Raw genomic sequence first — 14,444 nt, 5'->3', positions numbered from 1 at the left:
CGGAGCCGGCGGTTAGTTGTCGTCCTCGAGCGCGTCGGCGATCCGCTTTAACGCACGGGTCTGGTCGCGCATCTCGTCGCGGAGCTGTCGGACTTCGCGGACGAGTTCCTCGTTGCTTTCCTCGCCGCCGCGGCCGCCCGGGCCGCCGCCGGGACCGCCGCCCATCATGCCGCCCATCATCTGCGCGAAGGGGTTGCCGCCCCCGCCCATGCCGCCGGGGCCGCCACCGCCGCCGCCGAACGGACTCTCGGGCGCGTCGCCCTCCTCGCCTTCCTCGGCGCGCTTTTCGCGGATCTCCTCGACTCGTTCGCGGAACGACTTCTCCTCGTCCCCGTCGCCGTTGTCGGCCTCGGGTTCGGATCCGGATTCGTTTTCGTCCGTCATACCCTCGAATTCTGTTGCGCCGCGGAAAAGGATTGCCATGTTTTCGATTCCGAGCAGATTCGGCGATAGTGGCCACGGTAAACCGCGGTAAATCGCGCCTCGGGACGGGAACGCGACGCTCGAACCGTCACCGGGACGGACACTCCGGGCCGACGATAAAGCTTGGCTTTATCAGTCCGGAGGGCGACGGTCGAGATATGCAAGGCAATCTGCCGCCGGAGGCACAGGAGAAAATCGAACAGCTCCAGGACCTGCAAGAGACGGCCCAGGAGGTCGCCGTTCAGAAGCAGGAAGCCGAGACGAACCTCACCGAGGCCGAAAACGCCCTCGAGGAACTCGAGAACATCGACGAGGACACCACGATGTACCGCAACGTCGGCGAACTCCTCGTCGAGACCGACTACGACGAGGCCCAGGAGGACCTCGAAGACAAGGTCGACTCGCTGGAGATCCGCCTCGAGACCCTCGAGAAGCAGGAGGAGCGCGTCCAGGATCAGTTCGAGAGCCTCCAGGAGGAGCTCGAGGAGCTGCTCGGCGGCGCCGGCGGCGGCATGGGCGGTCCGGCCGGCCCGGGCGGTCCGGGCGCCGGCGGCGCGTAAGCGCCGATCGACATGTCGACCGAGACGGACGGCGAGCCGACCGCCGAGGAGGTCGTGCAGGCGGCCTCTGACGCCGCGGAAGGCTACGTCTTCTCGGAGTACAAGCAATCGAACGTACGCGATCTGGACGTCACCGTCACCTTCGAGGACGGCGTCCTCGAGGTCGACGTCTATCTGAACGCGCCGGACGAGGAGGGCGGCCCCGACCCGAAACGGGTCGCCGACGACGCCGCGCTCGTCGCCCAGCAGGCGGTCGACGAACTGTTCGAGGCCGCGTAGGCCCGCCTCGCCCCGTTCCGGTTCGACGTCCCGCGGCGCGGTACCGCCGACCGCACCGCGACCGTCGCCCCCTTCTTCGGCGGCGTTGAGCCACGTCGAAACCGCTCGAGACGGTCGCACGTCCGTCCTCGAGTTGCATCGCCGGCGGCGTCGGCGGCGTTGTATTCGTCCTCGAGCTATCAGGATCCATTGTGTGAGCTATTTGGAGCGGATCGGCGAACGTGGATCCGGTTGCGATGACCGACACAGAACTGGGCTCTCACCAGTGGTGGGAGTCGTACAAGGAAACGGTAAACGGCGACCCGGAGATGGACGTCCGAGGTCACGACAAGTTCTCCGAGAACTTCTACGTGGAAATCGGCGACGAACGCGTGCTCGTGGAGATGGACGGCGGCGAGATCGCGAACCTCGTCCCGAACCCGACGATGAACCACCAGTGGTCGTTCGGCGTCGAGGGCGACCGCGAGACCTGGGAGGAGTTCGTTCAGGAGACGCCACCAGCGTTCAACCACGAGATCATCGCCTCGCACTACCGGACGGCGGTCCGGAACGAGGACGGCCACCTGCGGCTGACCGGGAACAACAAGAAGATCTTCCAGCACCTTCGCGCGTTCCAGCGGACGCTCGATCTGATGCGGGTCGCGCACAACGACGGGGGGACCTGAGATGGCCGACTCCTTCCAGTCCGGCGACGTCGAACCGATCACCGGCTCCTACGTGCACGTCGACGTCGACGGCGTCGACTACCGCATCTACGTCGAGGAAAACGGCCCGGAAGACGGAATCCCGCTGCTCTGTCAGCACACGGCCGGCAACAACTGTCAGGAGTGGCGCCACCTCCTGACCGACGAGGACCTCACCGAGGAGTTCCGCATCATCGCCCACGACCTGCCCTACCACGGGAAGTCAGTGCCCCCGACCGCGCGCGAGTGGTGGAAAGAGGACTACACGCTGACGGCCGAGCAGTTCGCCGAGACGCTGGTCGCCCTCGCCGACGCCCTCGAGCTCGAGGAGCCGATCTACATGGGCTCGAGCATGGGCGGGAACATCGCCCTCGAGCTGGCCGACTGGTACCCCGATCGGTTCCGCGCGCTGATCGGGCTCGAGTGCGGCGCCTACAGCCCCGGCTTCTACATCGACTGGCTCGACCATCCGGAGGTGAACACGACGGAGGTCAACGCCTACTCCTGCTGGGGACTGATGGCGCCCCAGAGCCCCGAGCGGAGCCGCCGCGAGACGATGTACCTCTACGAACAGGGTGCGACGGGCGTGTTCAAGGGGGACCTGTACTACTACTCCGTCGACCACGACTACCGCGACAAACTGGATCAGGTGGACGCCGAGGCGTGCCCCCTCTACATCGCCAACGGCGAGTACGACTACCTTACCACGCCCGAGGACGGCCGCCAGACGGCCGAGGGGATCGGCGAGGGCGCGACGGCGATCGAGTTCGCCGAGATCGGTCACTTCCCGATGAGCGAACACCCCGAACTGTTCAACGCCTACGTCGCGGAGGTGCTCGCGGCCATCACCGGCGACCGCGACGAGGAGCTGCCGGACGTCCTCGAGCCGAGCGACGTCGGCATCGAGATCCGAACGGACGGGCCGACGCGCGAGAAGCCGGCGGAATAGGGCCGAGTCAGGCGAGCTAGCGGCGATTCGGCGCCGTCCCACAAAAGCTATGCTCTGCGGGTTTCGTGCTCGGGTGACAGTCGCTATGCGAGATAGGACCCACACACCCGGGCGGTACGCCGAGCGGGAGGACGCCGACGGCACGGTTCGAATCTACGATACGACGAACGAGGCGGCCTGGCTCGAATCGGATACGGCGGTCGCGCTGGCTTGGCAGACGTAGCGACGGCCCGGCGAGAAAGTCGAGGCCGGCGTCGATGCGACGCGTACCCGACTCCCAGCGGGTCGACGAGCCGTTACCGCGACTCGCAGATTTCGACGAAGTTCTCGAAGATCTCCTCGCCCTCCTCGGTGTGGGCGACCTCGGGGTGCCACTGGACGCCGTAGATGTCGCGGTCGGTGTCGCTCATCGCCTCGACGTCGCAGACATCGCTCTCGGCGGTCAGTTCGAACCCCGCGGGTAGTTCCTTGACCTCGTCGGCGTGGCTCGCCCAGACTCGCGTTTCGGGGTACAGCGAACCGGTCAGCGGGTCGTCGTCGTCGACGATGTCGACGTTCACGTCCGCGTAGCCGCCGTAGTCGCCGCTTCCGACGCGGCCGCCGAGTTCCTCGGCGATCAGTTGCATGCCGAGACAGATGCCCAGCACCGGCATATCGGCCTCGAGGTACTCGGGCGACTTGCCGATCCGGTCCATGTCCGGGCCGCCGGAGAGGACGACGCCGTCGGCCTCGACCTCCTCGGGGGGCGTGTCGTTGTCGATCAGTTCGGTCTCGACGCCGAGGTCGCGAAGCGCCCGGCGCTCCAGGTGCGTGAACTGTCCGTGGTTGTCCACCACGACGATCTTCGTCATTGGGTGTCCGTAGCGAGTCAGCCGGTAAAAACGGTCCGGAACGCGCAACGTCCTTCGTCGGCACGTTTATGCCTCGTCCGCTGGACGTTCGCGTATGGCACTCACTCGCACCGACCTCGAGCACCCGGCGTGGCTCGCCGCGGCGAGCACGGTCGCGGGCTATCTCGTCATCCTCGCGGTTCTGACGGTCGCGCTGTTCGTCGTGCCGTGGCTCGTTTTCGCGACGCCGTAGCGCGGCCCGTCTCGAGACCGGCCGCACAGCGCCGCGACTCGGAGTGAAAATACCCACCGTCTCGAGAGTGAATTGGCGAATCGACGAATCGAGAACGGCGAACCCGCAGAAACCGGGAGCGAAAGCCGCTATATCGAGAGCCCCGCTGGTCGGGGTCGGGGTGGCAGTCCCCGGAGGGTCCTCAGGCGAACGTCTTCGAGACGTCCTCGGTGTCGTCGGATTCGGCCTGCACCTTGTCCCAGGCGTTGCGGAAGTCCTCCATCTGGATCTCCGTGCGGTCGTCGCGGATGGCGAACATGCCGGCTTCCGTGCAGACGGCCTTGATGTCGGCACCTGAGGCGTCCTCGGCCTCCGCGGCCAGTTCCGCGTAGTCGACGTCGTCGGAGACGTTCATGTCGCGGGTGTGGATCTGGAAGATGATCTCGCGCCCCTCCTGGTTCGGCTTGGGAACCTCGATGAGGCGGTCGAACCGACCGGGACGGAGGATGGCCCGATCGAGCATGTCGAAGCGGTTGGTGGCGGCGATGATGCGGATGTCGCCCCGATCCTCGAAGCCGTCCATCTCGGAGAGCAGTTGCATCATCGTCCGCTGGACCTCGGCATCGCCGGAGGTCTTGGACTCTGTTCGCTTGGCGGCGATGGCGTCGATCTCGTCGATGAAGATGACGGCGGGCTCGTGCTCGCGGGCGACCTTGAACAGGTCGCGGACGAGCTTGGCGCCCTCGCCGATGAACTTGTGGACGAGCTCCGAGCCGGCCATCTTGATGAAGGTGGCGTCGGTCTGGTTCGCGACGGCCTTCGCGAGCATCGTCTTGCCGGTGCCCGGCGGGCCGTACAGCAGGACGCCGCTCGGCGGGTCGATCCCGACGTCGTCGAACATGTCGGGGTTCTCCAGCGGCATTTCGACGGTCTCGCGGACCTCCTGCATCTGGTCCTCGAGGCCGCCGATGTCCTCGTAGCTGACGTCGGGGCTCTCGGTGACCTCCATCACGCGAGCCCGGACGTCGGTGTCGCTCGAGAGGGTCTTGACGATAGAGAGGGAGTTGTTGACGGCGACCCGAGCGTCGGGCTCGAGTTCCTCGCGCATCTCCTCGGTGACCTCCGTCAGGGCCTCCTGGTTGTTCCCGTGTTGCTTGATGATGACGCCCTCGTCCGTGATCTCCTGGACCGTGGCGACGAACAGCGGGGACTGCTTTAACTTCTTGTTCTCGTGGGTCAGCCGCTCGAGCTTCTGCTGGTACTTGTTGTTCTCGGCGTTCGCGTCGAGGAGTTTGTCGCGCATCTCCTCGTTTTGCGCCTCGAGGACCTCCAGCCGTTCCTCGAGCGCCTGGATCTTCTCCTGTTGGGACGCCTCGTCCTCGTCGTAGGGGAGGTCGACGTCGTCCACAGTATCGGTCATCACACGTGCTTTGGGGGTTGGTTCATAAGAGGCTTCGGGTCAGCACACCCTGTCGGGAATATAACCGATAGGCATTACACGAAACAGAAAATATTATCACTCCGTATTCGAAAGGGACACGTGATGAGTGCTTCAGAGTCGATCCGACAGGAGGCCGACGACAGGGGGAGCTGGGAGGACGTTCGCGACCTGCCGCCCAGCGCCAAACTCGTCGCGAAAGTCCTCGAGTACAACGACACGATGACCCAGCAGCAGATCGCCGAGGAGACGCTGCTGCCGTCCCGGACGGTCCGCTATGCCCTGAACCGACTCGACGAGGAGAACGTCATCGACTCGCGGTTCTCCTTCTCGGACGCCCGCAAGCGGCTGTACAGTCTCGACATCGAATCGTAACCGCTCGACCGAGATCGAATCTGCGCTGCCGACCGCCGTCTTCCGTCTCGTCTCGAGTTCCTGCTTCCGTCGATTTCTCTCGTGTCCCACCGTCGTCGCGAGCGACGCGTCGGTTCGCTTTACTTTCACTCTGGTCGCGGAACCCCTTTAGGGCCCGCTCCCCAACGACTGCCCAATGACGCGGGTAATCCACACGGGCGATACCCACATCGGGTACCAGCAGTACAACTCGCCCGAGCGACGCCGGGACTTCCTCGCGGCCTTCCGGGGGGTCGTCGAGGACGCCGTCGACGACGACGTCGACGCCGTGATCCACGCCGGCGACCTCTTTCACGACCGCCGCCCCGGACTGGTCGACCTGCAGGGAACGATCGATATTCTGCGCACCCTCGCCGACGCCGACATCCCCTTTCTCGCCGTCGTCGGCAACCACGAGGGGAAACGCGACGCCCAGTGGCTCGACCTCTTTGCGGATCTCGGGCTGGCGACGCGACTCGGCGCCGAGCCCGAGGTGGTCGACGACGTCGCCTTCTACGGGCTCGACTTCGTCCCCCGCTCGCGGCGCGAGGACCTCGAGTACGAGTTCGAACCGGTCCCCGACGCCGCAGACCACGCGACACTGGTGAGCCACGGCCTGTTCGAACCCTTCGCGCACGCCGACTGGGACACCGAGCGCCTGCTCACCGAGTCGACGGTCGACTTCGACGCCGTCCTGCTCGGCGATAATCACGCGCCCGAGACCGCGCAAGTCGAGGACGCGTGGGTCACCTACTGCGGTTCGACCGAGCGCGCAAGTGCCAGCGAGCGCGAGGATCGGGGGTACAACCTCGTCGAGTTCGACGACGAGGTCGCCATCAGCCGCCGCGCGATCGCCGAAACGCGAGACTTCGTCTTCGTCGACGTCGAACTCGAGGACGGCGAGGGAATCGACCGCGTTCAGGAACGGGTTCGCCAGCACGACCCCGACCTCGAGGACGCGGTCGTCATCGTCACGATCGAGGGCGAGGGCCGGCCGATCACCCCCGCCGCCGTCGAGGAACTGGCGATCGATCGCGGCGCCTTAGTCGCCCGCGTCAACGACCGCCGCGAACTGCCCGACGAGGACGAGGAGGTGTCCGTCAGCTTCGCCGATCCGGACGCCGCCGTCCGCGATCGCGTCCGCGACCTCGGGCTGAGCGACGCCGCCCTCGAGATCGACGAGACGGTTCGCAACGACGACCTCGCGGACGCGAACGTCCGCGAGACGGTCGAACGGCGGGTACGAGACCTGCTCGAGGAGGACGATTCGGCGTTCGAACCCGCCCCGGAGCGGGAACCGAGCGACGAGGACGTGACGACTGTGGCGGATCAGTTGGGCGGCGACGACGCCGGTACCGAACCTGCTGACGGCGGTGGCACGGCCGACGCTGCGTCTGCCGAATCGGGCGGGACGGCCGAAGCCGAGGCCTCGAGCGACGATGCTTCCGGCGCAGCACCTGCCAGCGACGGAGGCAACGAGGCCTCGAGCGAGTCCGCCGACGCGGAGAGCACCGGCGACGAGGAGCCCGCAGACGCCGACACCGCTTCCCTGGGTGATTTCGCGTGAGGGTCGACCGCATCCGCCTGCGGAACTTCAAGTGCTACGGCGACGCCGACCTCGGCCTCGAACGCGGCGTCACCGTCGTCCACGGCGTCAACGGCAGCGGCAAATCGACGCTGCTCGAGGGCGTCTTCTTCGCGCTGTACGGCTCGAAGGCGCTGGACGACCGCACCTTAGACGACGTCATCACGACCGGCAAGGAGGAGGCCGAGGTCGAACTGTGGTTCACCCACGACGGCCGCGACTACCACGTCGAGCGCCGCCTCAAACTGCGCGGTGATCGGGCGACGACGACCAAGTGCGTCCTCGAGACCCCCACGGAGACGATCGAGGGCGCCCGCGACGTGCGCCGCGAGGTAACCGAGCTCCTGCGGATGGACGCCGAAGCCTTCGTCAACTGCGCGTACGTCCGCCAGGGCGAGGTCAACAAGCTCATCCACGCCTCGCCGAGCGACCGCCAGGACATGATCGACGACCTCCTCCAGCTGGGCGCGCTCGAGGACTACCGCGAGCGGGCCAGCGACGCCCGGCTGGGCGTCAAGTCGGTGCTGGACGGCCAGCGGGAGGTCCTCGAGGACGTCCGCAAGCAGGTCGAGCGCAAGGAGGACAAGGAGCTCCACGAGCGGCTGAATAGCCTCGAATCCGAGCGTGCCGACGTCTCCGAGGAGATCGACCACTACGAGACCCAGCGCGAGCAGGCTCGGAACACGCTCGAGACCGCCGAAGACGTCCTCGAGCGCCACGCCGAGACGCAGGAGGAAATCTCGGACCTCGAGGAGTCGATCGAGGAACTCCGGTCGAAGATCTCCGAGACAGAACAGCAGCGCGAGGAGGCGAAAGAGCGGATTCGCGAACTCGAGGCCGAGCGCGAAGCACTGGCCGAGGAGCGCGCGGACCTGCTCGCCGACGCCGACCTCAAGGCTGCGAGCGCCGACACCGACGCCGTCGAAGCGCGCATCGAGGAGCTCGAGGCCCGTGACGAGGAACTGCGCGACGACCTCGAGGAGGTCCGCGTCGCGATCACGGAGACCAACGGCGAGATCGAGCGACTCCGCGAGGAGGCCGACGATCTCGAGTCTCAGGCCGAACAGGCCCGCATGGAGGCCGACGACCTCGACGAACGGATCGAGCGCGACGAGGACGACATCGCCGACCGCGAGGCGAAACTCGAGGACCTCGAGGACGAGATCGAGGACGTCCGCGGCCGGTTCGACGAGGCGCCGATCGGGTTCGGCGACGCCGCCGACCACCTCGCGGACCTCGAGCGCGAGCGCGAGGAACTTACCGACGAGATTGGCGACGTCACCGCCGACATCAGAGCCGCCGAGAACGCCATCGAGGAAGGCGAACGGCTGCTCGAGGAGGGGAAGTGTCCGGAGTGTGGCCAGCCCGTCGAGGACTCGCCCCACGTCGACGTCCTGGACGACAAGCGCGAGGAGCTCGCCGACCTCGAGGACCGACTCGAAGAACTCGAGGCCGAACGCGACGACCTCGACGAGCGGATCGAGCGCGCCGAGGAACTCCGCGAGGCCGAACGCCGCGTCGACCGGCTCGAGGAGAACCGCGACAACGTCGAGCAGTTGGTCACCGAGAAGCGCGAGAGCCTCGAAGACCGACGCGAACAGCGCGAGGGGCTGCTCGAGGACGCCGAGGAGTACGAGAACGAGGCCGAACGGAAACGCGAGGAGGCCGACGAACTGGAAGACGAAATCGCCGAGAAGCGCAAAGAACTCGGCGAGATAAACGGCGAACGGGGCGAGATCAAGGAGTCGCTCGAGGCGCTGCGCCGCATCGCCGAGATCGACGACGAGCGAAATGACCTCGCGAGCGAGATCGAGAACCACCGAGAGCGCCGGCGAAACTGGCAGCAGCTCAACGACGAGCGCCGCGAGACGCTCTCGGGCAAGCGCGAGCGCAAACGCGACCTCGAGTCGGAGTTCGACGAGGAGCGCGTCGCGACGGCCCGCGAAGACAAGCGAAACGCCGAGGAGTACATCGAGAAGGTCGATGCGAAACTCGAGGAACTCGAGGAGCGCCGCACCGAGCTCCAGAACGCGATCGGCGCCGTCGAGAACGAACTCGAGGAACTCGAGCGGCTGCGCGAGCGACTCGAAAGCCTCGAGGAGCGGTGCGACCGCCTCGAGTCGCTGTACGACGAGGCCGAGACGCTGCAGACGACCTACGGCGAGTTGCGGTCCGAACTGCGCCAACGGAACGTCGAGACCCTAGAGCGGCTGCTGAACGAGACGTTCGATCTGGTCTACCAGAACGACTCCTACGCCGCGATCGAACTGGACGGCGACTACCGGCTGACCGTCTACCAGAAGGACGGCGAGGCGCTCGAGCCGGAACAGCTGTCGGGCGGCGAGCGGGCGCTCTTTAACCTCAGCCTGCGCTGTGCGATCTACCGCCTGCTGGCGGAGGGCGTCGAGGGCACCGCGCCGATGCCGCCGCTGATCTTAGACGAACCAACGGTCTTCCTCGACTCGGGCCACGTCACGCAACTCGTCTCGCTGGTCGAGTCGATGCGCGAACTGGGCGTCGAACAGATCGTCGTCGTCAGCCACGACGAGGAACTCGTCGGCGCGGCCGACTCGCTGGTCCGCGTCGAGAAGGACGCCACGTCGAACCGCTCGCGGCTCGAGCGCGGCGAGCCGCCGGAGATGGAACTCATCGCGTCCGATTGAGATCGAGGCCTGCAGAACGGGTCTCCGAATCGGTCTCCCTTACGTTTCGGTTTCGTTCGCCGCGGTCGATCCCTCGTCGACGTCGAGCGCGCCGGCCGCCGACTCGTCGGCCGCGTCGGACACGTCGGATCGGACGACAGCGAGCGCGTCGGCGCATTCATCGGTGGTTCGGTAGCCCCGTTCGCCGTCGACGTCGGTTTCGGCGAGCAGGCCGGCGGCGGAAAGCACCGTCAGCCGCCCGTGGAGGTCGCTCTCGCAGAAGTCGCTCGCGTCGAGCAGCGTTCGGACGCCGAGCGGGCCCCGGCGCTCGAGTTCGACGAGGAGGCCGAGCGTCCGCTCGTCCGGCACGGCCTCGAGGAGCGTCCGGACGGAACTCGGGACGGTCCGCGCGGCCGTCTCGAGGGGGTGTTCGTCGGTCGATTCGAGGCGATCGTTCTGGACGTAGCACTCGTTGCCGTTCTCCGGATCGCGCACGAGACTCGCCTGTTCGGACCGCTTGAGCAAGAGGTACCGTTTCCCGGTGTCGTCCTGGACGGTTTTCATGATGGGTCTGAGTCGTCCGGTGGCCGTTGTTCGGCCACATCGTTTGAAGATGTTTCGCTGTTCGCTGACTCGTCAACGCTCGTACGGGTATCGGCCGATACGCCGGGGTCGTTGGTGTCGGCGTCGGCGTCTCCCTTGGCTTCCGAGTCGGCCTGATCGGCCGACTGCCGGTAGGTTCTGTACCGCCGAACTGCGAAGCCAAAGAGGACGAGTCCCCCGGCCACCAACGCGCCGCCGCGCCTCGTCGCACCCTCGAAGACGAGAAAGAGGATCCCGAGCGAGACGGCCAGCAGTGCGGCGTTGATGACGAGCACCAGCGCCCAGAAGGTCTTGACGAGTTCCGGCGGTGCGGCCGACGGATCGAGGGCGGTCTCGGTCGACGCGTCGACCTCGGCGTCAGCGTCGGCGCCGTCGGTGACGTCGTTCGAGACCTCGGGGACGTCGATCGAGTCGATCTCGAGGTCGGCTTTCAGGTCCGACCAGAGGCCCGAGCCGGCGTTCTCGGTTCCGACGCTCGGGATCGTCGGGGAGGCGTCGTCGGGGTCGCGATCGGGAGACGAGTCTTCGCGCTCCGCGGTCGCGTCCCCGGTTCCGTCACCGGCGCTTGCGTCCGGGGCGGGATCGCGCTCGTCCGCCTCGTCGGGTCGGTCGGAGGCCACGTTGGCAGCGTCGCAGGGCGGCAAGAAAAGGATTCGCGTTTAGACGTGAACTGGTCCAAACGGCGGTGCCGAATCAGGCGACCTCGTCCAGCGTCAGCGTCCGGGACGTTTCCACCCACGCGAGGGGGTTCTCGGCGTCATAGAAGACGACGCCGTCGTCGGTCTCGTACGCTTCGATCGTCTCGGTACCCGCGGGTTCGCTACTCGGTTCGCGTCCGTCCGTCGCGTCGTCGGTTCGGGTAGACAACCTCGATCACCTATTCCTATGGTATGTGTTACCACATTATATGTCTTGTTGCTCCCGCAAGCTCGCGGGAACCGTTCGCACGGCGTGACGAATCGGGGACGGCGCGCCGTCGGCGGCGCGGAAACTGGGCCGGCCGAGACCGGGATTGCGGGGGTTTTTATCCGACGACTGCCAATCGGGAGATCATGACTGAGGCGGGCCAAACCGGACTCGCGGAGTTTTCCGAGGCGGACGAGGAGTCCGCCGATCGGCCGGACGAGGAGGCGGTACACGTCGCCGGCAACGGCGGTTCGAACGCCGCCGAGGTGATCGACGTCCTCGAGGAGACCCTCCCCGAACCCCAGGGGAAACTCGATCTGGCCGTGATGCAGGTCGACTACACCATCGCCGGCTACGGCGACGAGGAGCGCCCGATCATGCACGTGTTCGGGCGCACGGCCGACGACGAACTCGAGCACGTCCAGGTCGTCGGCTTCCGGCCCTACTTCTACGCGCCGACGGAGACGCTCGAGCGGCCGCCCGAGGAGCAGTACGAGCGGCTGACGGGCAGCAAGGAGTACGACGAGAACGGCGACCGCTACGAGAGCATCCGGGGCGAGAAGCTCACCAAGATCTTCGGCCAGACGCCCCGCGACGTCGGGAAGGTGCGCGACGACTTCGAGCACTACGAGGCCGACATCCTGTTCCCCAACCGCTTCCTGATCGACAAGGACATCCGCAGCGGCATCCGCGTGCCGGAACGCCGCGCCGAGGACGACTCGTTGGTCGTCCCCCACGACGAGGTCGAGCCGGTCGACGCCGACGCCACCCCCCGAGTAAACACCTTCGACATCGAGGTCGACGACCGCTCGGGCTTTCCGGAGGACGGCGAGGAGCCGATCGTCTGTCTCACCAGCCACGACTCCTACCGCGACGAGTACGTCATGTGGCTCTACGAGGCCCCGATCGGCGACGGCGAGATTCCCACCGCAATCGAAGACTACGACCCGATCGAGGGCGCGATCGACCACGAGGTCCGCAGCTACGAGGAGGAGGAGGCGATGCTCGACGACTTCCTCACGTACGTCGAGGAGACCGACCCCGACGTGCTGACGGGGTGGAACTTCGAGGACTTCGACGCGCCGTACTTCCTCGACCGCCTCGAGGAGCTGCAGGGTCCCCACCACGAGTACGATCTGAATATCGATCGGCTCTCGCGGGTCGACGAGGTCTGGCGGAGCAACTGGGGCGGTCCGGACGTGAAGGGCCGGATCGTCTTCGACCTGCTGTACGGCTACCAGCGGATGGTCTTCTCGGAACTGGACTCCTACCGGCTGGACGCCGTCGGCGAGGAGGAACTGGGCGTCGGCAAGGAGCGCTACGCCGGTGACATCGGCGACCTCTGGGAGGACGACCCGACGCAACTGCTGGCGTACAACCTGCGGGACGTCGAACTCTGCGTCGAACTCGATCGCCAGCAGGAGATTATCCCCTTCTGGGACGAGGTGCGCTCCTTCGTCGGCTGTAAGCTCGAGGACGCCCCGACGCCGGGCGACGCGGTCGACATGTACGTCCTCCACGAGGCTCACGGGCGGTTCGCGCTGCCCTCGAAGGGCCAGCAGGAAGCCGGCGAGGAGTACGAGGGCGGCGCCGTCTTCGAGCCGATCACGGGCGTCAAGGAGAACGTCACCGTGCTGGACCTGAAGTCGCTGTACCCGATGTGCATGACGACGATCAACGCCTCGCCGGAGACGAAGGTCAACCCCGAGGAGTACGACGGCGAGACTTACGTCGCGCCGGTCGGCGACGACGAGATTCACTTCCGCAAGGAGCCCGACGGCGTCATGCGCGAGATGATTACGGAACTGCTCGCCGAGCGCGAGGAGAAGAAGGAACTGCGCAACGAGTACGAACCCGGCAGTCCGGAGTACGAGCAGTACGACCGCCAGCAGGGCGCCGTGAAGGTCATCATGAACTCGCTGTACGGCGTCTCGGGCTGGGAGCAGTTCCGCCTCTACGACAAGGAGGCCGCCTCCGCGATCACCGCCACCGGCCGCGAAGTCATCGAGTTCACCGAAACCGCGGCCACCGAACTCGGCTACGAGGTCACCTACGGCGACACCGACAGCGTGATGCTCGAGCTCGGTCCCGGCGTCTCCCAGGAGGAGGCCATCGAGACCTCCTTCGAGATCGAGGAGCACATCAACGGGCGCTACGACGACTTCGCGCGCGAGGACCTCAACGCTGAGTCCCACCGGTTCCAGATCGAGTTCGAGAAGCTCTACCGGCGGTTCTTCCAGGCCGGCAAGAAGAAACGCTACGCCGGTCACATCACCTGGAAGGAGGGGAAAGAGGTCAACGACATCGACATCGTCGGCTTCGAGTACCAGCGCTCGGACATCGCGCCGATCACCAAGGAGGTCCAGCACCGCGTCATCGAGATGATCGTCCGCGAGGGCGACGTCGAGGGCGCCAAGGAGTACGTCAACGGCGTCATCGAGGACGTGCTCGCGGGCGACGTGAGTCTCGAGGAGATCGCCATTCCGGGCGGGATCGGCAAGCGGCTGGACAACTACGACACGGACACGGCCCAGGTTCGGGGCGCGAAGTACGCGAACCTCCTGCTTGGCACCAACTTCCAGCGCGGGAGCAAGCCCAAGCGGCTCTACCTCGACCGGGTCGACCCCGCGTTCTTCCGGCGGATGGAGAGCGAGGAAGGGTTCGATCCGCAGACCGATCCCCTCTACGGCGCGTTCAAGCGCGATCCGGACGTCATCTGCTTCGAGTACGAGGACCAGATTCCCGAGGAGTTCGAGATCGACTACGACACGATGCTCGAGAAGACGCTGAAGGGACCGATCGAGCGGATCCTCGAGGCGCTTGACGTCTCCTGGGAGGAAGTCAAGAGCGGACAGGAGCAGACGGGCCTAGATAGCTTCATGTAGGCGTTCGGCCGGTGCGAACCGCCTGTTTCCCTCTGG

General features: G+C 66.3%; 16 protein-coding genes. 10 read left to right on the top strand and 6 right to left on the bottom strand.

The features are described 5' to 3' along the window. Positions 1–12: 12 nt before the first annotated feature. Positions 13–384: a hypothetical protein gene (locus ACYQ26_RS12065; protein ID WP_459809146.1), complete on the bottom strand. Its 372-nt coding sequence runs from the start codon at positions 382–384 to the stop codon at positions 13–15. Between the two features lie 197 nt (positions 385–581). Here ACYQ26_RS12065 and ACYQ26_RS12060 point away from each other — a divergent pair, with 197 nt between their 5' ends. The 5 genes from ACYQ26_RS12060 (at position 582) to ACYQ26_RS12040 (ending at position 3,117) form a co-directional block, all read left to right on the top strand. Then, a complete protein-coding gene (locus ACYQ26_RS12060; RefSeq protein WP_459809145.1) occupies positions 582–983 on the top strand; it encodes a prefoldin subunit beta in 402 nt (133 codons plus the stop codon). Between the two features lie 12 nt (positions 984–995). Beyond that, positions 996–1,262, top strand: a complete 267-nt coding sequence (locus ACYQ26_RS12055; protein WP_459809144.1) for a DUF3194 domain-containing protein — start codon at positions 996–998, stop codon at positions 1,260–1,262. A gap of 236 nt (positions 1,263–1,498) precedes the next feature. After that, positions 1,499–1,927 (top strand): hypothetical protein, encoded by a 429-nt coding sequence (locus tag ACYQ26_RS12050; RefSeq protein WP_459809143.1) that lies wholly within the window; start codon positions 1,499–1,501, stop codon positions 1,925–1,927. Position 1,928: 1 nt separating this feature from the next. Then, positions 1,929–2,894: an alpha/beta fold hydrolase gene (locus ACYQ26_RS12045; RefSeq protein WP_459809142.1), complete on the top strand. Its 966-nt coding sequence runs from the start codon at positions 1,929–1,931 to the stop codon at positions 2,892–2,894. Between the two features lie 85 nt (positions 2,895–2,979). Beyond that, a complete protein-coding gene (locus ACYQ26_RS12040) occupies positions 2,980–3,117 on the top strand; it encodes a DUF7331 family protein (protein WP_459809141.1) in 138 nt (45 codons plus the stop codon). Positions 3,118–3,190: 73 nt separating this feature from the next. Here the strand turns inward: ACYQ26_RS12040 and ACYQ26_RS12035 are convergent, their stop codons facing one another. After that, the gene (locus ACYQ26_RS12035; protein ID WP_459809140.1) at positions 3,191–3,745 is read right to left on the bottom strand and encodes a GMP synthase subunit A; all 555 of its coding nucleotides are present in this window, start codon (positions 3,743–3,745) and stop codon (positions 3,191–3,193) included. A gap of 94 nt (positions 3,746–3,839) precedes the next feature. Between ACYQ26_RS12035 and ACYQ26_RS12030 the strand changes: the two genes are divergently transcribed. Beyond that, complete coding sequence (locus ACYQ26_RS12030; RefSeq protein WP_459809139.1) at positions 3,840–3,977, top strand: hypothetical protein; 138 nt, start codon at positions 3,840–3,842, stop codon at positions 3,975–3,977. A gap of 181 nt (positions 3,978–4,158) precedes the next feature. Here the strand turns inward: ACYQ26_RS12030 and pan1 are convergent, their stop codons facing one another. Next, on the bottom strand, positions 4,159–5,376 hold the full coding sequence (gene pan1 / locus ACYQ26_RS12025) for a proteasome-activating nucleotidase Pan1 (protein WP_459809138.1): 1,218 nt from the start codon (positions 5,374–5,376) through the stop codon (positions 4,159–4,161). A 123-nt stretch (positions 5,377–5,499) separates the two neighbouring features. Between pan1 and ACYQ26_RS12020 the strand changes: the two genes are divergently transcribed. From ACYQ26_RS12020 to rad50, 3 genes are all read left to right on the top strand, one after another. Beyond that, the gene (locus ACYQ26_RS12020; RefSeq protein WP_459809137.1) at positions 5,500–5,769 is read left to right on the top strand and encodes a MarR family transcriptional regulator; all 270 of its coding nucleotides are present in this window, start codon (positions 5,500–5,502) and stop codon (positions 5,767–5,769) included. Between the two features lie 175 nt (positions 5,770–5,944). Beyond that, positions 5,945–7,354 (top strand): DNA double-strand break repair protein Mre11, encoded by a 1,410-nt coding sequence (gene mre11, locus ACYQ26_RS12015; protein WP_459809136.1) that lies wholly within the window; start codon positions 5,945–5,947, stop codon positions 7,352–7,354. Further along, positions 7,351–10,035, top strand: a complete 2,685-nt coding sequence (gene rad50, locus ACYQ26_RS12010; RefSeq protein WP_459809135.1) for a DNA double-strand break repair ATPase Rad50 — start codon at positions 7,351–7,353, stop codon at positions 10,033–10,035. The genes mre11 and rad50 overlap by 4 nt, the downstream gene beginning before the upstream one ends. A gap of 39 nt (positions 10,036–10,074) precedes the next feature. Here the strand turns inward: rad50 and ACYQ26_RS12005 are convergent, their stop codons facing one another. The 3 genes from ACYQ26_RS12005 to ACYQ26_RS11995 all read right to left on the bottom strand — a co-directional run bounded on the left by ACYQ26_RS12005 (position 10,075) and on the right by ACYQ26_RS11995 (position 11,484). Next, on the bottom strand, positions 10,075–10,578 hold the full coding sequence (locus ACYQ26_RS12005) for a DUF7346 family protein (RefSeq protein ID WP_459809134.1): 504 nt from the start codon (positions 10,576–10,578) through the stop codon (positions 10,075–10,077). Beyond that, on the bottom strand, positions 10,575–11,237 hold the full coding sequence (locus ACYQ26_RS12000; RefSeq protein ID WP_459809133.1) for a DUF7322 domain-containing protein: 663 nt from the start codon (positions 11,235–11,237) through the stop codon (positions 10,575–10,577). The genes ACYQ26_RS12005 and ACYQ26_RS12000 overlap by 4 nt, the downstream gene beginning before the upstream one ends. Before the next feature lie 73 nt (positions 11,238–11,310). Further along, positions 11,311–11,484, bottom strand: a complete 174-nt coding sequence (locus tag ACYQ26_RS11995) for a DUF7331 family protein (protein WP_459809132.1) — start codon at positions 11,482–11,484, stop codon at positions 11,311–11,313. Positions 11,485–11,669: 185 nt separating this feature from the next. Here ACYQ26_RS11995 and ACYQ26_RS11990 point away from each other — a divergent pair, with 185 nt between their 5' ends. Next, on the top strand, positions 11,670–14,408 hold the full coding sequence (locus ACYQ26_RS11990; protein WP_459809131.1) for a DNA-directed DNA polymerase: 2,739 nt from the start codon (positions 11,670–11,672) through the stop codon (positions 14,406–14,408). Positions 14,409–14,444: the final 36 nt, after the last annotated feature.

The organism is Halopiger thermotolerans, from assembly GCF_054654555.1.
Note: the sequence above shows the minus strand (reverse complement) of the source record. Positions and strands in the feature narration are given on the sequence as shown.